Annotated in this window: 20 protein-coding genes; 10 read left to right on the top strand and 10 right to left on the bottom strand. The window is 71.4% G+C overall.

Annotation, left to right across the window (positions count from 1 at the left end; genetic code table 11):
* Positions 1–138: 138 nt before the first annotated feature.
* From IMZ11_RS17305 to cydB, 9 genes are all read left to right on the top strand, one after another.
* Positions 139–720 (top strand): RNA polymerase sigma factor, encoded by a 582-nt coding sequence (locus IMZ11_RS17305; protein WP_228642602.1) that lies wholly within the window; start codon positions 139–141, stop codon positions 718–720.
* A 2-nt stretch (positions 721–722) separates the two neighbouring features.
* The gene (locus IMZ11_RS17300; RefSeq protein ID WP_228642600.1) at positions 723–1,838 is read left to right on the top strand and encodes an LCP family protein; all 1,116 of its coding nucleotides are present in this window, start codon (positions 723–725) and stop codon (positions 1,836–1,838) included.
* Between the two features lie 254 nt (positions 1,839–2,092).
* On the top strand, positions 2,093–3,655 hold the full coding sequence (locus tag IMZ11_RS17295; protein WP_228642598.1) for an ABC transporter substrate-binding protein: 1,563 nt from the start codon (positions 2,093–2,095) through the stop codon (positions 3,653–3,655).
* Complete coding sequence (locus IMZ11_RS17290; protein WP_228642596.1) at positions 3,637–4,635, top strand: ABC transporter permease; 999 nt, start codon at positions 3,637–3,639, stop codon at positions 4,633–4,635. Before IMZ11_RS17295 ends, IMZ11_RS17290 begins: the two co-directional genes overlap by 19 nt.
* The gene (locus IMZ11_RS17285) at positions 4,636–5,478 is read left to right on the top strand and encodes an ABC transporter permease (protein WP_228642594.1); all 843 of its coding nucleotides are present in this window, start codon (positions 4,636–4,638) and stop codon (positions 5,476–5,478) included.
* Positions 5,475–6,473 carry an ABC transporter ATP-binding protein gene (locus IMZ11_RS17280; RefSeq protein WP_228642592.1) on the top strand — a complete coding sequence of 333 codons (999 nt, stop codon included), beginning with the start codon at positions 5,475–5,477 and terminating at the stop codon, positions 6,471–6,473. Before IMZ11_RS17285 ends, IMZ11_RS17280 begins: the two co-directional genes overlap by 4 nt.
* Positions 6,460–7,119 (top strand): ABC transporter ATP-binding protein, encoded by a 660-nt coding sequence (locus IMZ11_RS17275; protein ID WP_228642590.1) that lies wholly within the window; start codon positions 6,460–6,462, stop codon positions 7,117–7,119. The genes IMZ11_RS17280 and IMZ11_RS17275 overlap by 14 nt, the downstream gene beginning before the upstream one ends.
* An 85-nt stretch (positions 7,120–7,204) precedes the next feature.
* The gene (locus IMZ11_RS17270) at positions 7,205–8,596 is read left to right on the top strand and encodes a cytochrome ubiquinol oxidase subunit I (RefSeq protein WP_228642614.1); all 1,392 of its coding nucleotides are present in this window, start codon (positions 7,205–7,207) and stop codon (positions 8,594–8,596) included.
* Positions 8,597–8,606: 10 nt separating this feature from the next.
* Entirely contained in the window at positions 8,607–9,602 is a 996-nt protein-coding gene (gene cydB / locus IMZ11_RS17265; protein ID WP_228642587.1) for a cytochrome d ubiquinol oxidase subunit II, read from the top strand.
* A gap of 100 nt (positions 9,603–9,702) precedes the next feature.
* On the opposite strand, the gene IMZ11_RS17260 is transcribed toward cydB, so the two are convergent.
* A complete protein-coding gene (locus tag IMZ11_RS17260) occupies positions 9,703–10,182 on the bottom strand; it encodes an inorganic diphosphatase (protein ID WP_228642585.1) in 480 nt (159 codons plus the stop codon).
* A gap of 32 nt (positions 10,183–10,214) precedes the next feature.
* Entirely contained in the window at positions 10,215–11,366 is a 1,152-nt protein-coding gene (locus IMZ11_RS17255; protein WP_228642584.1) for a cation diffusion facilitator family transporter, read from the bottom strand.
* A 48-nt stretch (positions 11,367–11,414) separates the two neighbouring features.
* Here IMZ11_RS17255 and IMZ11_RS17250 point away from each other — a divergent pair, with 48 nt between their 5' ends.
* Positions 11,415–11,774 (top strand): helix-turn-helix transcriptional regulator, encoded by a 360-nt coding sequence (locus tag IMZ11_RS17250; protein ID WP_061259221.1) that lies wholly within the window; start codon positions 11,415–11,417, stop codon positions 11,772–11,774.
* Positions 11,775–11,792: 18 nt separating this feature from the next.
* Here IMZ11_RS17250 and IMZ11_RS17245 read toward each other — a convergent pair whose 3' ends face one another.
* The 8 genes from IMZ11_RS17245 to IMZ11_RS17210 form a co-directional block, all read right to left on the bottom strand.
* Entirely contained in the window at positions 11,793–12,368 is a 576-nt protein-coding gene (locus tag IMZ11_RS17245; RefSeq protein ID WP_228642582.1) for a histidine phosphatase family protein, read from the bottom strand.
* A 46-nt stretch (positions 12,369–12,414) separates the two neighbouring features.
* On the bottom strand, positions 12,415–13,143 hold the full coding sequence (locus IMZ11_RS17240) for a CbtA family protein (RefSeq protein WP_228642580.1): 729 nt from the start codon (positions 13,141–13,143) through the stop codon (positions 12,415–12,417).
* Positions 13,144–13,151: 8 nt separating this feature from the next.
* Positions 13,152–13,343 (bottom strand): CbtB domain-containing protein, encoded by a 192-nt coding sequence (locus IMZ11_RS17235; protein WP_082777362.1) that lies wholly within the window; start codon positions 13,341–13,343, stop codon positions 13,152–13,154.
* Positions 13,344–13,563: 220 nt separating this feature from the next.
* A complete protein-coding gene (locus tag IMZ11_RS17230; RefSeq protein ID WP_228642578.1) occupies positions 13,564–14,832 on the bottom strand; it encodes an MFS transporter in 1,269 nt (422 codons plus the stop codon).
* Positions 14,829–15,905 (bottom strand): PLP-dependent cysteine synthase family protein, encoded by a 1,077-nt coding sequence (locus tag IMZ11_RS17225; RefSeq protein ID WP_228642576.1) that lies wholly within the window; start codon positions 15,903–15,905, stop codon positions 14,829–14,831. The genes IMZ11_RS17230 and IMZ11_RS17225 overlap by 4 nt, the downstream gene beginning before the upstream one ends.
* Before the next feature lie 123 nt (positions 15,906–16,028).
* Positions 16,029–16,457 carry a hypothetical protein gene (locus IMZ11_RS17220; RefSeq protein WP_228642574.1) on the bottom strand — a complete coding sequence of 143 codons (429 nt, stop codon included), beginning with the start codon at positions 16,455–16,457 and terminating at the stop codon, positions 16,029–16,031.
* Positions 16,458–16,695: 238 nt separating this feature from the next.
* A complete protein-coding gene (locus IMZ11_RS17215) occupies positions 16,696–17,076 on the bottom strand; it encodes a hypothetical protein (RefSeq protein WP_061259215.1) in 381 nt (126 codons plus the stop codon).
* A 129-nt stretch (positions 17,077–17,205) separates the two neighbouring features.
* Positions 17,206–18,747, bottom strand: coding sequence for a cobyric acid synthase (locus IMZ11_RS17210; protein WP_228642572.1), 1,542 nt, complete (start codon positions 18,745–18,747; stop codon positions 17,206–17,208).
* Positions 18,748–19,029 lie beyond the last annotated feature (282 nt).

Here is a 19,029-nt window from a genome sequence, read left to right as displayed (position 1 = left end):
TGCGGCGCGACGCGGTGAGGTGTGGGTGCGACGCGGGGGCGACATCGGCCGGCGGCGTGAACCCATAGGCCGCCTCGTGGCGAGACAGGATGTTCCCTGTCCCCCACGAAAGGCCATCCACGTGTCATGGTGCGCGCGATGACCGCGATCCCCACAGACCGGATCCGTGACTCCGACCTCATCGGGGAGTCCCGGACCGATCCCGAGGCGTTCGCCGCCCTGTTCGATCGCTATTCCGGGATGCTGTACAGATATGTCTCCCGGCGGCTTGGCCCCGAGGTCGCCGAGGACCTGGTCGGCGAGACGTTCCTCGTCGCCTTCGCCCGGCGGGACCGCTACGACGGGGCCTATCCCGACGCCCGGCCGTGGCTGTTCGGCATCGTCACCAAGCTCGTCGCGCGACATCGCCGCACCGAGTCCGCCCGGTACCGGGCGTTGTTGCGCAGCCCTGCCGACGACGTCGTCGACTCCCCGGCCGACCGGGTGGCGGCGGGGGTCACCGCCAGGTCCACCCGCCCGGCGCTCGCCCGTGCCCTCGCCGGGCTCGCCTCGCGGGACCGTGACGTCCTGCTGCTGATCGCCTGGGGTGACCTGTCGTACGAGGAGGTCGCGCGGGCCCTGGACATCCCGGTCGGCACCGTGCGCTCCCGTCTGAACCGGGCCAGGAAGAAGGTCCGCGCCGCGCTCGGCGACACCAACCCGATGCACGAGGAGGAGTGACCATGGACGATCTGAAGCTGCTCCGCGAACTCGGCCGCGAACTGGAGCACGAGCCCCCGGCCACGCTCGCGCGCCAGCGGGGGCGCCTCCTCGGATCCTCGGCGCACGCAAGGGCGCACACGCAGGGGCCCGATCAGGCACATGTCCGGGCTTCCGGCCGGGTGAACCGCCGGACGCGCACCTGGGCGATGCTCGCCCTGGCCGCCGGTCTCACCGCCGCCGTCGTCACCGTTCCCACCGTGCTCCTCAATCGTTCCTCCGTCGTGGCCAGCGACCTAGAAGGCGGGGACGGGACGGGCGGGAGCGCGCCCACCGGGCCGCTCAACCTGCTGCTCATAGGGTCCGACACCCGGGCCGGGAGCAACGGGAAGTACGGCCGGCGCATGGGCGACCAACCCGGGCGGAGCGACACGCTGATCCTGGTGCACCTGCCCGCCGACCGAAAGAGCGCCGAGGTCGTCAGCATCCCCCGGGACTCGATGGTCGTGATTCCCGATTGCCGGGCGAGTGACGGCAAGGTGATCGCCTCCCACGTCAGCATGATCAATTCGGCCTACGCCGAGGGCGGTCTCATCTGCGCGCGCAGGACGGTCGAGACCCTGACCCAGGTGCCCATCCATCACGCGATCTCGATCGACTTCTCCGGCTTCAAGCAGGTGATCGACGCCGTCGGAGGTGTTGAGATCACCGTGCCGAAGGCGGTGGACGACCCCAAGGCGAAGCTGCGCCTGCCCGCCGGTCGGCAGATCCTCGACGGCGAGCAGGCCCTGGGTTACGCGCGGGCACGCTATGCACTCGACGACGGGTCGGATCTGATGCGGATCAAGCGCCAGCACACGCTCATGCGGGCCGTGTTGAAGAAGGCGAAGGACCTGCCGTCCGACCCGGCCAGACTCGCGGCCTTCGTGAAGGCGGCCTCTACCTGGATCACGACCGACTCCGGTTTCGACATGCGGACGATGTACGACCTCGCCCGCGGCCTGGCGGGGGTGAAGCCGAGCGCCACGACGTTCACGGCGGTTCCGGTCGTGCCCTATCCGCCCGACCGGAACCGGCTCTCCTGGAAGCAGCCCGCCGCCGACAAGCTGTTCGAGCGGTTCAGGAGCGCCGGCGAGTAGGCCCTTCCCCGTAGGCGATGGTCGAGGAAGGAGCGATGCCCCGCGGAGCCGGACTGGACAGTGCCGGACAGCACGGAAGGATCCGGACCGCGGGGCACCCTGGGGCACCGCCGTCCGCGGGCACGGCCGCACGTTGTTGTGCCGCGGATAGTGGCGTGCTCCCAGGCGTCGAGGACCAGCAGCGGCATCATTGATTAATATACGCAATTGCGAACTATTTGCAATAGCCTGCCTAGCCGTTCTACCTTCGCCCCATGAGAAGTGCCCTGACCCGGCTCGCCCTCGTCGCGATCGTCGGGCTGTCCGCCGCCGCCTGCTCGGCCGCGCCCGCCCAGGAACGGCCCGCGAACGCGGACACGTTCGTCGCGGGACTCGGCTCCGAACCCGACTCACTGAACCCCGTCATGGGATACGCCGCGGACGGCGGGTCCCTGATGTTCGACGGCCTGGTCAGCCGGAACGCGGATCTGAGCCTGCGGCCCGCGCTCGCCACGAGCCTCCCCGAGGTCAAGGGCACGACCGTCACCTTCACGCTGCGCACCGGCGTGACCTTCCACGACGGCACTCCGCTCACCGGCGCTGACGTCGCCTACACGTACCGGTCGGTGCTGGACGACAAGAACAACTCCGGCATCCGCGGGGACTACGCGGCGATCGAGTCCGTCGAGGCCCCCGACGCGACGACGGTCGTGTTCCACCTCACGTACCCGTACGCGCCGATCCTGCAGCGGGCGACGCTGGGCATCGTGCCCGACGGGAGCCTGGAGCGGTCCGGGTTCGAGGCCAGGCCGGTGGGCACCGGGTCGTACCGGTTCGTGTCCCGGACGCCGGGCGACAAGATCGTGCTGGAGGCGAACCCCACCTACTGGGGCGGCGCACCGACGATCAAGAAGCTTGTCCTGGCCTTCGCCTCCGACGACAACGTCAGGGCCACCCGGATGGCGGCCGGCGAGTTCGACGCCGCCGAGCTGCCGCCCAAGGCCGCCGCGCGGTTCGAGAACACCGACGGCCTGACCGTCCACCGGGTGCCGAGCGCCGACTACCGGGGCGTGATGTTCCCCCTGGACGAGCCGGTCACCGGTGACCTCGCCATCCGCAAGGCGCTCAGCCTCGCCCTCGACCGGGCGGCGATGGTGAAGACCATCCTCGCGGGGGCCGGCCGTCCCGCGTTCGGGCCGATCCCGCCGGGAACGACCTGGCACAACCCGGCCGTCGAGGGTTCCGGTACCCCTGACCAGGCCGCAGCCGCGCAGGTGCTGGACCAGGCCGGATGGGTCCGGGGAGCCGACTGCGTCCGCGCCAAGGACGGCACGTCGGCGACGTTCACGCTGATGTACCCCGCGGGCGACTCGCTGCGCAAGGAGCTCGCCCTCGCGGTCGCCTCGGACGCCAAGAAGATCGGCGTCGACGTCCGGCCGACCGGCCTGGACTGGGACGCCATCGAGCCCCGCATGGGCAAGGACGCCCTGATCATGGGGATGGGCACGCCGTTCGATCCCGACTACACCAACTACGAGACGTTCCACTCGCGGTTCTCCGGCCAGGGCTTCTTCAACCCCGGCCACTACAAGGTGCCCGAGGTCGACGCGCTCCTGGAGAAGGGCCGCGAGGAGACCGATCCCGCCGCGCGCAAGCAGACCTACGACGCCCTGCAGCGGCGCGTACGCGACGACGAGGTGTGGGCGTACCTGGTCTTCCTCGAACACGTCTACGTCGTACGCGGTGAGTGGACGGGCATCGCCCCCAGCGTCGAGGCGCACGAGCACGCCGCCGGCGGCCTGTTCCGCAACCTCGCCGAATGGAAGCCGGCCGCGTGATCCGTGCCCTGGCCCGCATGGTGGCCTGGCGGCTGGTCTTCGTCGTACCGCTGCTGCTCGCGGTCACGATCGGCATCTTCGCGCTGGCCAAGGCGTCGCCGTTCGACCCGGTCCGGCAGTATCTCGGCGACCGGGCGCTCACCACGAGCCCCGAGATCACCGAACGGATCCGGGCCAACTGGGGCCTGGACCGGCCACTGGCCGAGCAGTACCTCACCTGGCTGGGCAACCTGCTCCGCGGCGAGCTCGGCGAGTCGCGGAGCATGCGCCTGCCGGTCGCCCAGGTGATCGGCGACCGGCTCGGCTGGACCCTCCTCGCGGTCGGCTGCGCCCTGGTGCTGATGCTGGCGGGGAGCCTGGCCGTGGGCGCCCTGGCGGCCTGGCGGCGCGGCTCGTGGCTCGACCGGGCCATCACCGGCACGGCCTACGCCAACGAGGCGGCGCCCGTCTTCTGGACGGGTCTCCTCGTGATCTGGCTGTTCGCGGTGAAGCTGCGCTGGCTGCCGTCGGGCGGTCTCACCGACGCCGCCTCCACCACCACCTCGCCGGGGGACGTGCTGCGGCACATGGTCCTGCCGGTGACCGTGCTGGCGTTCTCCCAGTCCTCCTGGCTCGCGCTGTACGTGCGCGAGTCGCTGATCGCCACCCTGCGGGAGGACTTCGTCGTGGGGGCCAGGGCCCGCGGACTGCGTGAGCGCACCGTGATCCTGCGGCACGCGCTGCGCTCCGCGCTCCTGCCGTTCGTCACGCTGCTCGGCGCGCGCATCCCCGAGCTGGTCACCGGGGCGATCCTGGTCGAGTCCGTCTTCTCCTGGCCCGGAGTCGCCTCCGCGTCCGTGCAGGCGGCGCTCTCCGCGGACTTCCCGCTGCTGGCGGCGCTCACGCTGCTCGCCACCCTCGCGGTGGTCCTCGGAAGCCTGGCCGCCGACGTCGCGTACGTCTTCGTCGACCCGCGCGTGCGGGTCCTGGGGGTGAGCTAGATGGCGACCGTGACGCGCCGGAGGCACGCCCGGTCACGACGCCTGGCGGCGGCGACCCTCGCCGTGCTCGGGCTGGCCGTGCTGCTCGTCCCGCTGTTCGCCCGGCTCGACCAGAGCCAGGTGGACCTGCACTCCGCCTCGCTCCCGCCGGGGCTCGCGCATCCGTTCGGCACCGACGAGATGGGCCGCGACGTGCTGCTCCGCGTGGTGTACGGCCTGCGCGTGTCCATGCTCGTCGGCCTGGTGGCCGCCGCCGTGTCGGCGACGGTCGGCACGCTGGTGGGGCTCGCCGCCGGAACGCTCGGCGGGGCGGCCGACCGGTTGCTGATGCGGATCGTGGACGCCTTCAACTCGGTGCCCCACCTGCTGTTCGGCATCTTCATCGTCGCGCTGTTCTCGCCCGGCGCGACCGCGGTGATCGTCTCCGTCGGGCTCACCCACTGGATGACCGCGGCCAGGATCGTCCGCTCCGAGGTGCTGACGCTGCGGTCCCGCCCGTTCGTGGACGCCGCGATCTCGATGGGCTCCGGGCGGGCGCGGATCGTCCTCCGGCACTTCCTGCCTCACCTCGGCCCGCACATCGCCTTGGCGGCGGTGCTCATGGTGCCGCACGCCGTCTGGCACGAGACCGCGCTGAGCTTTCTCGGGCTCGGTCTGCCCGCCCATCTCGCCTCGCTCGGCAACATGATCAACGACGGCGCGCGGTCGCTGCTCGCGGGCAACTGGTGGCCCTCGCTCTTCCCCGGCCTGTTCGTCCTCCTGCCGACCCTGGCGATCTCCTCGCTCGCCCAGCACTGGCGCGACCGGAGCAATCCCCGCCGGAGATCGGAGCTGCAGCTATGAGGTCACCTTCCCGTCTGCGCGTCGAGGGCCTCACGGTCCGCTTCCGCCTCCCCGACGCGACCGTACGGGCCGTCACCGGCGCGTCCTTCGAGGTACGGCAGGGCGAATGCCTGGCCCTGGTCGGGGAGTCCGGCTGCGGCAAGTCGGTGATGGCCCACGCACTGCTCGGGCTGCTTCCCGGGAACGCGGAGGTCGAGGGATCCGCGTGGCTGGAGACCGACGGCGCCCAACCCGTCGACCTGATCGCGGCGCCGGACGCCGTCCTGGCCCGCACGGTGCGCGGCCGCAGGATCGGGCTGGTCCCGCAGAGCCCCGCCACGCACCTCACCCCGGTCCGCACGGCGCGCGCCCAACTCGCCGAGGCGCTGAGAGAGCTCGGTAACCCGGCGAGCGCGGACGACCTGGCGGAGCGGGCCGGCCTGCGTCCGGCCGATCTCGACCGCTACCCCCACCAGCTCTCCGGCGGCATGGCGCAGCGGGTCGCCAACGCGCTGGCCCTGGCCGGCGACCCTTGGCTGATCCTCGCCGACGAGCCCACCAGCGGCCTGGACCGGCCGCTGGTGGACGCGACCATGGACGAGCTGCGCCGCCTGGCCGACGACGGGCGGGCCGTCCTGCTCATCACCCACGACCTGCGTGCCGCCGAGCGGGTCGCCGACCGGATCGCCGTCATGTACGCGAGCCGCTTCGTGTCGATCACCCGGGCGGACGCGTTCTTCGCCGGGCCGCGTCATCCGTACGCGGCGGGGTTGCTGGAGGCACTGCCGTCGCGCCGTTTCACCCCCATCCCGGGCCGGCCGCCCGAGCTGACCCGGCTCCCTGCCGGGTGCGCCTTCCTGCCGCGCTGCGACCGGGCCACGCCCGCCTGCGAGCGCACGCCGGAACTCGCCTCCGCCGACGGGCAGGAGGTGGCCTGCCATCACCCCTTGGACCACCCGTTGGACCACCCCTTCACTCCCCCGGAGGATCCTTTGGACCGCAATGCTGCGCGCTGACGGCGTCACCGTCTCCTACGACCGCCACCGCGTGCTCGACCGCGTGTCGGTGGACGTGCCCCCCGGAGTGGTCACCGGGCTCGCCGGGCCAAGCGGGTGCGGCAAGTCCAGCCTGGCCCGGGTCCTCGCCCTGCTGCTGCGGCCCGCGGCCGGGCGGGTCAGTGTCGACGGGACCGACGTCCGCCGCTGGCGGCACCGCGCCGCGCCCGCCCTCCGGACCAGCGTCGCGCTGATCTTCCAGCAGCCCCGACTCGCCGTCGATCCCCGGTTCACCCTGCTCGACGTCATCACCGAGCCGTTGCGGGTGGCGCGGCGGCCCCTCGACCGGGCGGAGCGGCTCGCCGAGGAGATGGGCCTCACCCCGGACCTGCTCGTACGGCGACCGCACGAGGTGTCCGACGGCCAGTTGCAGCGCGCCTGCGTGGCCCGCGCGCTCGCCCTGCGGCCGCGTTACGTGATCTGCGACGAGATGACCACCATGCTCGACGCCTCCACCCAGGCCCACCTCGTCGCGCGGCTGGAGGACTACCGACGGGAGTCGGGGGCGGGCGTGCTCGCGATCAGCCACGACACCGAGTTGCTCGACCGGTGGTGCGGGACGGGCTCCTCCATCCGGCACGTCGAACGGCTTTGGACCCGTACGTAGGACCTTCGGATGCATGACCAAGGTCCCTGCCGCCACATCGGCCAAGCACGAGAACGTTTGGGGGGAAATTAGGAGGAAACCCACCGTGAACGCGCTGGACCTGTCGCGATGGCAGTTCGGTATCACCACCGTCTACCATTTCATCTTCGTTCCCCTGACGATCGGCATGGCCGTACTGGTGGCGTCCATGCAGACCGCCTGGCACCTCAGCGGCAACGAGACCTATCTGCGAATGACCAAGTTCTTCGGGAAGCTCTTCCTGATCAACTTCGCGATGGGCGTGGTCACCGGAATCGTGCAGGAGTTCCAGTTCGGGATGAACTGGAGTGACTACTCCCGCTTCGTGGGTGACGTCTTCGGGGCGCCGCTGGCCATGGAGGGCCTGCTCGCGTTCTTCCTCGAATCGACCTTCCTCGGCTTGTGGATCTTCGGCTGGAACCGCCTGTCACCCCGGCTGCACCTCGCCACGATCTGGCTGGCGGCCATCGGGACCACTCTTTCGGCGTACTTCATCCTGGCCGCCAACTCGTGGATGCAGCACCCCGTCGGCTACCGCATCAACCCCGAGACGAACCGGGCCGAGCTGACCGACATCTGGGCCGTGCTCACCAACTCGACCACCCTGGTGACCTTCCCGCACGTCCTCTTCGGCGCGTTCATCACCGCGGCCGGGTTCCTGATCGGGGTCAGCGCCTGGCACCTCGCCCGCCGCAACGAGACCGGCCTCTTCCGCCGCGCGATGCGGATCGGTCTGATCGTCTCGCTCGCGTCGGGCATCGGCGTGGCGGTCACGGGCGACGTCCAGGGCCGCATCATGACCGAGCAGCAGCCGATGAAGATGGCCGCGGCGGAGGCCCTGTACGAGACGTCCGGGCCGGCGTCGTTCTCCCTGTTCACCCTCGGCACCCCGAACGGCGAGGAGGAACTGTGGAGCCTGCGCGTGCCGCACGTGCTGTCCTTCATGGCGACCGGCGACCCGAACGGCACCGTCGAGGGCATCAACGACCTGCAGAAGGAGTACGTCGAGAAGTACGGACCGGGCGACTACCGCCCGTCCATCCCGGTGACGTACTGGACGTTCCGGTTGATGATCGGGTTCGGGGCGCTGGCGAGCCTGCTCGCGCTGGTCGGCCTCTGGCTGACCAGGAAGGGGCGGACACCGGGCAGCCGCTGGTTCTACCGGGCCGCGCTCGCCTCGATGGCGCTGCCGTTCCTCGCGAACGCCGCCGGATGGATCTTCACCGAGATGGGCCGCCAGCCGTGGACGGTGTACGGGGTGCTGCGGACCGCGGCCAGCGTCTCCCCCGGCGTGGACGTGACCACCGTGGCGATCTCCCTGACCGCCTTCACCATCGTCTACGCCGTACTCGCCGGAATCACCGCGTTCATCATGACGCGGCACGTCAAGGCGGGACCGCCCGACCTGGAGGCGCAGCAGGAACCCGCCGACACCACCGTCCCCGCCCTGACCTACTGAGGAACACGTCATGGAACTCACCACCGTCTGGTTCATCCTCATCGGGGTGCTGTGGATCGGCTACTTCGTGCTGGAGGGCTTCGACTTCGGTGTCGGTGTCCTGCTGCCGATCCTCGGCAAGGACAACACCGACCGGCGCATCATGATCAACGCCATCGGGCCCGTCTGGGACGGAAACGAGGTCTGGCTGCTGGTGGCCGGCGGAGCGACCTTCGCCGCCTTCCCCGAGTGGTACGCCACCCTGTTCAGCGGGTTCTACCTGCCGCTGCTGCTCATCCTGCTCGCGCTGATCGTGCGCGGTGTCGCGTTCGAGTTCCGCGCCAAGCATGACTCCGACCGCTGGCGCCGCGGCTGGGACCAGGCCATCTTCTGGGGATCGCTCCTTCCGGCCGTCCTGTGGGGCGTCGCCTTCGGCAACATCGTCGCCGGGGTGCCGATCGACGCCCGGCACGAGTACACCGGGAACCTGCTCACCCTGCTCAACCCGTACGCGCTGCTCGGCGGGCTGGTCACGCTCGGCCTGTTCCTGCTGCACGGGGCGGTCTTCCTGTCCCTGAAGACCGACGGTGACGTGCGGACCCGCGCCCGCGCGCTGGCCCTGCGGATCTCCCCCGTCGTGGTGGCGGTCGCCGCGGTGTTCCTGGTGATCACCCAGCTCACGCACGGCAAGCCGATCACCTGGATCACCACCGCCCTGGCCGCCGTGGCGCTGGTCGCCGGTGTCGGCGCCGCGTTCCGCGGCAGGGAGGGCTGGGCGTTCGCCGGCACCGCCGTCACCATCGTGCTGGCCACGGCCACGCTGTTCCTCGACCTGTGGCCCAACGTCATGCCGTCCAGCACCTCCGCGCTGTACAGCCTCACCGTCACGAACGCCGCGTCCTCGCCGTACACACTCGGAGTGATGACCTGGGTGGCGGCCATCTTCACCCCGGTGGTGCTGGCCTACCAGGCGTGGACGTACTGGGTCTTCCGCAAGCGCCTCACCCGCGCTCCAATCGCCCAGTGACCGGGTCGGCCTGCGGAACAGAGGGCCGGGAGATCACCCTTCGCGGGTGTCTCCCGGCCTTCGCCCTGTCCGGAGGTGTACGGCGGCCGGGTCACGGTGATCAGGGGCTGACCCTGTTCCTGGCGTCCTCCACCACGGCCTCGGCCCTGTCCCGCGACTCCCAGCCCCAGGTGTCCGCGCTCTTGCCCGGTTCCAGGTCCTTGTAGACGTCGAAGAAGTGGGCGATCTCGTTCAGGACATGCGCGGGGACGTCGTCACTGTTCTGGATGCCGTCGTAGCGGCAGTCGTCGGCGGGCACGCACAGCAGCTTGGCGTCGGGCCCCATCTCGTCGTGCATCCAGAAGACCGCGACCGGCCGGACGCGGATCACGCATCCGGGGAAGGTGGGCAGGTCGCCGAGAACCAGCGCGTCCAACGGCTCGCCGTCCTCCGCGAGAGTGCCGGGCAGGAACCCGTAGTCGTAGGGGTAGGCCGTCGCGGTGAACAACATCCGGTCCAGCCGGATCCGCTGCCGCTCGATGTCCATCTCGTACTTGTTGTGCGACCCTCGCGGCGTCTCCACCATGATGTCGAAGCGCACCTCATGCCCCCCTTCCGGGGACGGCCACTCCCTCAATCGTACGGCTGAGCAGCGCGAACGGATCGTGGCTCCCGGTGGGCGACCAGCACCGCGTGGTGGGCCGTACCCTCGGGGCCGTCCGGGTCGGCGTGCACGGTCGCGGCGCGCAGCCGGGGCAGGCCGTGGATGAGCCGGTGTTCGGCCTCCACCGCGACCTCGTGCGCCTCCACCAGGGTCAGGCCGGGGTCGAGCACGATCTCGACCTCGGCGCGCAGCGCGTGACCGACCCAGCGCATCCGGACCGCGCCCGCCCGCCGCACGCCCGGGACCTCGCCGAGGACACGCTCGGCCTCCTCGACCAGCGCCGGATCGACGGCGTCCATGAGCCGGTGGCAGATCTGCCGCGCCGCGTCCCTCAGCACGAAGCAGATCGCGACCGTGATCAGGAGTCCGACGACGGGGTCGGCCGACGGGACGCCCAGCGCGGCACCACCCGCGCCCGCCAGCACCGCAAGGGAGGTGAAGCCGTCGGTCCTGGCGTGCAGGCCGTCCGCCACCAGCGCCGCCGAGCCGATCTCTCTGCCCACCCTGATGCGGTAGCGGGCCACCCACTCGTTCCCGGCGAACCCCACCAGCCCGGCGGCGGCCACCCAGCCCACCGCGCGCATGTCGTGCGGCTCGGCCAGCCGCCGGAGCGCCTCGTACCCGGCCAGCGCCGCGGAGGCGGCGATGATCAGCACGATCACCACGCCGGCCAGGTCCTCGGCCCGGCCGTACCCGTAAGTGAAGCGCCGGGTGGCCGCGCGTCGCCCGAGCCAGAAGGCGATCCCCAGCGGGACCGCGGTCAGGGCGTCGGCGACGTTGTGCAGGGTGTCGCCCAGCAACGCGACCGATCCGGAGAACGCCACGATGACCGCCTGGGCGGCGGCGGTCACCATCAGCACCGCGAACGAGACCGCCAGCGCCCGCATGCCGCGCCCGCTCGACTCCAGCGCCGCGTCGGTCTTGTCGGCGCTGTCGTGGCTGTGCGGCGCCGCGATCCGGGCGAGAACGGCGATCCGGCCCGCCCACGACCCGAGTCCGCCGCCGCCCGCCGCCCTCTGATGCCCATGCCCGTGCCCGTGCCCATGGCCGTGGCCGTGGGCATGGGTGTACGGAGTCGGGGGCTGACCAGGTGAGATGCCGGAATGGTTCCGCTCGGACATGGCTTCTCCGCTTGCGTGGGACGGCTCTCCGGCGGAGTATATGTATTCATGTACGCACGCGACAACGAATCAGGTACGACCTTGTCGCAGGAGCGACCTGACAGCGCCAGGGTGGAGGCGGCCGTCGCCGCGTTCCGCATGCTCAGCGACGCCACCCGGCTGCGCCTGATGTGGCTGCTGGCCTCCGGCGAGTACGACGTCTCGTCGCTGTCCCGGACGCTGGAGGTGGCGCGCCCCTCGGTCTCCCAGCACCTGGCCAAGCTCCGCATGGCCGGTCTGGTGCGCACCCGGAGGGACGGTCGCCGGGTCCTCTACCGGGCCAGGGACGCGCACGTCCGCACACTCATCGCCGAGGCGCTCTCCCACGCCGACCACGAGGTGTCCGGCGCGCCCCGCCACGACGACTGAGATCCCCGCGCCGTCAGGTCACGATCGCCCGCTCAGGACCGGCCGGTTGACGCAGCCGACCCGCCAGCCCGCGCGGGTGGCGCTCAGTTCGGTGACCGACAGCGGGGCGAGGTCGAACAGCGCACCCGAGCCCGCGGGCAGGCCGAGCGCGTGGCAGAGCGCGGCGCGGATCGGACCGGCGTCGCAGCAGGCGACGGCGGCGCCGTCCAGCTCCGACTGCCCCACCAGCCAGTACGCGACACGGGCGGCCAGCGCGGACGGGCTCTCGCCTCCGTGCGGGGCCGCGTCCGGGTCACGCCGCCACTGGAGCAGCGCCTCCGGCTCTTCCACCGCGACCCGTTCGTACGGCAGGCCGCTCCACCGGCCGTGATCGGCCTCGGCGAGGGCGGCCACCACGATCGGAGCGGGCCGGATGGCCTCGGCCGTCTGCCGGGCGGCGGGTTCCGGCCCGCTGTAGTGGTCGAATCGGGCGGGCAGCCCGGCGACGTGCCTCACTTTCGCCAGGGCGGCGTGGTCGGCGTCCTGGGCGGAGGGGAAGCACGCCGCGCGCATGCCCGGCGTGCTCGCGTGCCGTACGAGGATCAGGCGGCGCATCCGGTCGGTCCGATGGTCGGGTCAAGCACGGTCGGGTCAAGCACGGTCAGGTCGGCACGGTGACCGCGAGCGACCTGCGGCGGACGCCTCGCTCGGTGGCGACGCCGTACAGGACGCCGATCGCCGACCAGAGCACGAGTTGCGTGCCCAGGGAGGAGAGGCGGAAGTCCCACAGCAGGGTGGCGGGGAAGCCCGCCGGGACCTCGTTCACTGTCGGCAGCAGCAGCCAGGCGGCGATCACGGGGGCCAGGAAGCCGACGGCGCCGGCCAGATAGCGGCGTTCCGGCACTTTGCGGGCGGCGGCCACGGCCAGCGCCACGGCCAGCAGGCCGATGGCGACCATGACGAGGTAGTAGGTGGTCCGGCCGTCTATGGTGTCGGGGTCCCCGACGGCCGGAGGGTTGGCGGGGTACTTGACGAACGGCACCAGGACGATCGCCACGAAGGCGGTCGCGGCCATCGTGCCGGACAGGGCCACGTCGGTGCGGGGACCGATCCGGCCGCGCACCCCGGCGTAGACGAGGGCGAAGATGCCGCCCAGGGCCATGCCGTACAGGGCGAGGGCGAGGAACAGCCCGGCCTGCTGGCCGGACCGGCTGACCAGTTCCTCCTCCGCGTGGGAGTGTTCGGCCGCGGCCTGGGCGTGGCTCGCGGCCTCCTCGATGGCGATGGCCTGGTTGATGTGCGGCTCGCCCACCAGGTAGGCGAAGACGGCGGCGATCAGTCCGGCGGCCAGCCCGACGAGCAGGCCGCGGACCAGTAGCGTGCGTATCATCGCGCGCCCTAATGGCAGGGAACGCCGAGCAGGTGCCGCCCATCGTGCATCAGTTCATGCAGATAGTTGCCCGCCTGCGAGACGGCCCCCTGGTCGAACGTGACCAGATAGGCCACGAGCAGGAGCAGGGGGACCGCCACGAGGAGCCAGCGTCCCAGGCCGGCGAGTGGAACGGGATGCGACGTGGTCAGTTCACTCATCGGTGCCTCCTTGGGATGGCGCCTCCGTCGTCGGAGGACTGGTGTCCCAGGTGACCCGGATTCGGAGACCAACGCCCCGGCCGCGCGCGCGGCCGGCTCCGGCATCCCACCGGATCTCCCTCGTACAACTTACGGATCTTCCGCGAGCGTAACCTTTCGCGAAGTAACAATCAATATCGTGATCTTTGTCCGAATTAAGACGGACCCGATATCGCGCCCGCTAACCGACCGTTTCCGGGCGCACACGATCCGGATAGGACGCGGCGAGGAACCGCCCGGCCCGATCGAGTCTCCGTACGGCGAGAGCCGAGACGAGACCGGCGATCAGCAGGAGCAGCCAGGGCAGGGCGGGGAAGCCGCGGGCGTTCCCCACGTCCATGGCCCAGCCGCTCGCCAGGTTGCCGAGCAGGATGCCGATTCCCGAGAACGCGTTGTAGAGCCCGTAGTAGGTGCCGGTCAGCTCCGGCGACCCCAGCGTGGAGATCATCGCCATCTCGAACGGGAAGATCAGCATCCCGGCCGCGGTGAGCAGGATCGCGGTGGCGACCGCGGGCGCGACGCCCAGCCCGTACGGCAGATCGCCGAGACGACCGGCGAACTGGGCCGCGAGCAGCACGGGCACGAAGCCGACGCCCATCACCGCCAGGCCGCGCACGATGGCCTGTTCCGGTCGCCATCGGCGTGCGGCGAAGGCGGTGAGGCGGACCTGCCCGGCCACGGCCAGCAACGCCATGAAGGTGTACATCACGGCGATCGCGGCCTGGCCCCCTCCCGCACGGCGCAGCTCCAGCGGGAGCCCCAGATATACCTGGTAGGAGAGGGCGTAGGACACGAACATCGCGGCCGAGAAGGCCACGAACGGCCGGTTCGCGAGCACCTCCTTCCAGTCGGCCAGCACCGGGCGGCCCGCCCCCTCCGCCGTACCGCGGCGCGAGGGGAGCCTGCGGGCCTGCAGCAGCGTCAGCACCGCGAAGACGACGGCGGCGGCCACGCAGGCGAGCCGGAAGTCGACCGCGACGAGCAGGACGCCGACCAGCGGCCCGGCGAGGATCCCCGCCTGGTAGAAGACGTTGAAGAGGGCGAACGCCTCGACCTTCCGCTCCCCCGCCTCGACCGCGACGTACGCGCGGACCGCCGGGTTGAACAGCGCCCCGGCGAGGCCGGTCAGCACCGACGCGGCGATGAGCGCGGGAACCGACGAGGAGACGCCGAACAACGCGAACCCGACGGTGCGCAGCCCGCATCCCGCCATGATCAGCGGCTTGTAGCCGTACCGGTCGCACAGCGTGCCACCGACCGGGAACATGCCCTGCTGGCTGAGGTTGCGCAGGCCGAGCAGCAGCCCGGTCAGCCAGACGGCCAGGCCGAGCCGCCCGGACAGGTGGTCCGCGAGGTACGGCACGAGCATGTAGAAGCCGAGGTTGATACCGAACTGGTTGACCAGCAGGAGCCGCACGGCCGGGCTGAACGACGCGTACCCGGCTCTCATACGGCGGCTCCGAGCGGGTCGACCACGGTCGTGCACCGGGTCCAGCGGGTGACCTCCCGCTCGGCGGGATGGGAGATCTCGTCGGGATGCTCGGCCGGGGCGCCGGCGAGCAGGCCGTTGGCCGCGCAGAAGTCGTCGTCGAAGACGGTGTTCCAGTACCGCCACGGCCCGTCGGGGAAGACCGCCACGATCGAGGTGCCCCGTGGTGCCGTCCTGGCCACCCAGTCGGCGACCAGGGCGACCGCTCCCGCGCTCCACCCGCCGCAGGCGTAGTGGGCGGCGGCGAGCGCCCGGCAGGTGTGCACGGCCTCGGCCGGGTTGACCCAGTGGACCTCGGAGAACGCCTGGTAGTCGACGTTCCGCGGATGGATGCTGCTGCCCAGGCCGCGCATGAGCCGGGACCTGGCCGGCTGTCCGAAGATCGTGGAGCCGACGGTGTCGACGCCGACCAGCGCGACGTCGGGGAAGGTCCGCCGCAGCGCCCGGAAGACGCCGGCGCTGTGCCCCCCGGTGCCCACCGAGCAGACGAGGACGTCGATCAGCGGCAACTGCGCCACCAACTCGGCGGCGAGCGTGGCGTAGGCCGCCACGTTGTCGGGATTGTCGTACTGGTCCGGGCAGTAGGCGTCGGGCAGCTCGGTCAGCAGCCGCTGGACCCGCTCCCTGCGCGCCTCCTGCCACCCGCCGACCGGGTGCGGCTCCGTCACGATCTCCAGGCGGACCCCGTACGCCCGGAGGAGCCGTGCCATCAGCGGTTCCAGGCCGGGATCGGCGACGAGCGTGACCGGGTGCCCGTGGACGATGCCGGCCAGCGCCAGGCCGAGGCCGAGCGTGCCGCTGGTGGACTCGACGATCGTGCCTCCCGGCACGAGCTCGCCGCGCCGCCGGGCGCAGCGCACCATGTGCAGCGCGGGGCGGTCCTTGATCCCGCCGGGGTTGAATCCTTCGAGCTTCGCCCAGAAGCCCCTTTCCTGGGACCGCGCCGGAATCCACGTGACCGGCGTGTCGCCGACCCGGACCCCTGAATTCCGCGTGGATGGAATGGACGGAATGCCCTCGAACGCGGGCAGCATGGAACTGACAAGAGATTTCACTGATACCAACCCACCAAAGGTCCGCGGCACCTCTCCTTGAGGCGCCGAACATTTCTGCGTGCCCTTTTCCGCGGGAAACTCGTGCCGCGCGGAACGGTGGGTCTATATGCGCAGCACGCAGAGCGCCAGGCGGCTTCCCCGGCACGGTACGCGGAGCGACGGCGGAGGGCCGGACCGGGCGGAGGGACGCGGCCCGACCGGAACCGCCGGCACGACGGCGACCTCCGCGTGGAGCGGATCGTAGCTGTCCACTGCGCGTGTCCACAGCCCGGCGCTCTCGTCGCAGCACTCCGAAGGGTGGGGCGGGCCACCGCACGCGCCGCCGTCCGGGCCGTCCGGGCCGTCCGTGCCGGCGGCGACGTGGTGATGGTGGTGACCGCGGTGTCCCTCATCGAGCGTGCAGCAGGACGCGGCGTACAGGGAGAAGAGCCCGAGGGCCGCCACGATGACGACGAACATCCGGCTCAACCGCGCGTACGCCGGGCCGCCCGGCGACATCGCCGAGGCACCCCGGAAAGTCCTGGTACACATCGCGAGGAGTGTGCCCAGGATTCTTCGCTTTCCATGCGGATGAGGAACGCCGCAGCCCGATAATTTACCTGTTCATCGGAGATGGTCAGAAATATTCATATCGAGCTGGCTATCCGGCGAGAAATCCGGTCGGGCGGATCAGGCTGGTCAGCGCGATCTCCTCTTTCGCCGCGCCGAGAACCGAGGCGACCCGCTGCCTGCTCTCGTCCGCCCCGCCGAACGCGGCGGGGGAGCATGATCACTTCAGGGGGCCGGCGAAGACCACGATCTCGTCGATGTCCCCGGCGGGGGTGACGTGGACCATGTCCGTTCCGGACAGGATGGGCCGGCCGGCGGCGTCCTCGTAGCACCAGCCGAACCGCGCCCATTCCTCCGGCGCGTCCACTCCCGTGGTCCGCACCATCCGGCAGGGGCCCGACGGGTGCCCCTGCACCACCTCGGTGATGAAGTCCTCCACCGCCTCGCGGCCGACGCCGCGACCCAGCGGGCCCCAGAAGACGACGTCGGCGGCGAGCGCCCGGCTCAGCAGCGTGGCCCGCTGCTCCGGATCGCTCGCTCCGGTCGCGGCGATGAAGGCGTCGATGGCCCGAACGTGAAGAGTGTCATCCGCATCCGTCACTCCGCGATCGTAGTGACGTCCTCCCCGTGTGAACACCGGAACATCCCGTATGCGACCGGAACGCGCCCGCACGGGTCATACCGCGCCCCCGTGGATCGCCGGAACCCCTGGCTCGGGGAGCGCCGACGCTCACGCGCCCGGGGGCAGCAGCCGAAGGCCGTCGGGCGCCCCGCTCTCGATCAGCCGCACCAGCGCCGCGGTGTCCATGTACGTCCCGACCAGGTCGCCGAGCGCGTCCAGCCTGGCCTCGCGCAGCGCGGAGAACGACGTGTCCGGTGAGGGGGTGAAGTCCCGCCCGGCGACCGCCGCGACGTCCGCGAGGAACGCCCTGCGGAAGCCGTCGTTCTCCAGGGCGCCGTGCCAGGTCGTCCCCCACACCGCGCCCACGCGGCAGCCGTCGAGGAACGGCTCCGACTCATGGTGGCCGTTCCGGCCCGGAGTTCCCGGATCCCCGCCGGGCCGGGCGGCCGGGCGCGGATCCACCGTCACCGTGCCGTGGTGGATCTCGTACGCGGACACCTGGCAGCCGTACGCCTCGCCCACCGGGCGCGCGAGGGTCTTGCCCGCCGCGAACTCGACCGACGCGGGCAGCAGGCCGAGCCCCTCCACCAGCCCGGCGCCCGACTCCACGTCGTCCCTGATCGTCCGGGCCAGCATCTGGTAGCCGCCGCAGACGCCCAGCACCGGTCTCTCCCGCGCCGCCCGATCCCGTACGGCCTCCGCCAGCCCCGAGGAGCGCAGCCAGGCGAGGTCGGACACGGTGGCACGGGAGCCGGGCAGGACCACGAGATCGGCGTCGTCCAGTTCGGCGGCCGAGGTCACGAAGCGGACCACCACCCCCGGCTCACCGGCCAGCGCGTCCACGTCGGTGAAGTTGGAGATCCGCGGCAGCCTGACGACGGCCACCCGCAGGGTGCGCCCGCCGGGCGCCGCGACCGACGGGCGGTTGTCCAGGGCGAGCGAGTCCTCCACGTCCATCCACAGCCCGTCCAGCCACGGGAGCACCCCGTAGACCTCACGGCCGGTCAGCTCGCGGAGCGTGTCGAGCCCCGGCTCCAGCAGTTCGCGCGCTCCTCTGAACTTGTTGACCACGAACCCCGCGACGAGCGACTGGTCGGCGGCGTCGAGCAGGGCGAGCGTGCCGTACATGGAGGCGAAGACACCGCCCCTGTCGATGTCCCCGACGACGATGACGGGCAACCTGGCGGCCTGGGCCAGGCCCATGTTGGCGATGTCGCCCCGGCGCAGGTTGATCTCGGCGGGGCTGCCGGCGCCCTCGCAGACCACCACGTCGTACCGCGACCGCAGCCGGTCGAGCGCCTCGACCGCGACGGTGCGCAGCCGGTCCTTGAGCGCGCCGTACTCCATCGCGTCCACGTCGGCCATGGGGCGGCCGCGCACGACGACCTGGCTGCGCCGGTCGCTGCCGGGTTTGAGGAGGATCGGGTTCATGTCGGCGGACGGCTCCAGGCCGCAGGCCGCCGCCTGCACCGCCTGCGCCCGGCCGATCTCCGCGCCGTCGCCGGTGACGAACGAGTTGAGCGACATGTTCTGCGCCTTGAACGGCGCCACCCGGACGCCCTGCCTGGCCAGCCAGCGGCAGATCCCGGCCGTGACGACGCTCTTCCCGGCGTCCGACGTGGTCCCCGCGACCAGCAACGCGCCCTTCAACCCGTCCTCCTCGTGATCGGAAGGTGATTCGGAGGGTGCTCACGCTATCGCCCGGCGTTCCGGCCCCGCCGGGCACGGTGATCACTGCCCGGGGAGGCCGGCCCTCCACCGGGAAGCGATCATCATCGCGCCCGGCCTTCAGCGTGCCTACCTGGGCGAATACCGAGGCTGAGCGATGCTGGACCCCGGAACCGGCCGCGCTCGGATGGCGTGCGCCGTACGACAGCGCCGGGGGGCCACGATGAGTCACAGCATGGTCGCGGAGCACGGATCGGGTGCCCG

It is taken from the genome of Microtetraspora sp. AC03309 (genome assembly GCF_020826795.1).
Lineage (GTDB): Bacteria > Actinomycetota > Actinomycetes > Streptosporangiales > Streptosporangiaceae > Microtetraspora > Microtetraspora glauca.
Note: the sequence above shows the minus strand (reverse complement) of the source record. Positions and strands in the feature narration are given on the sequence as shown.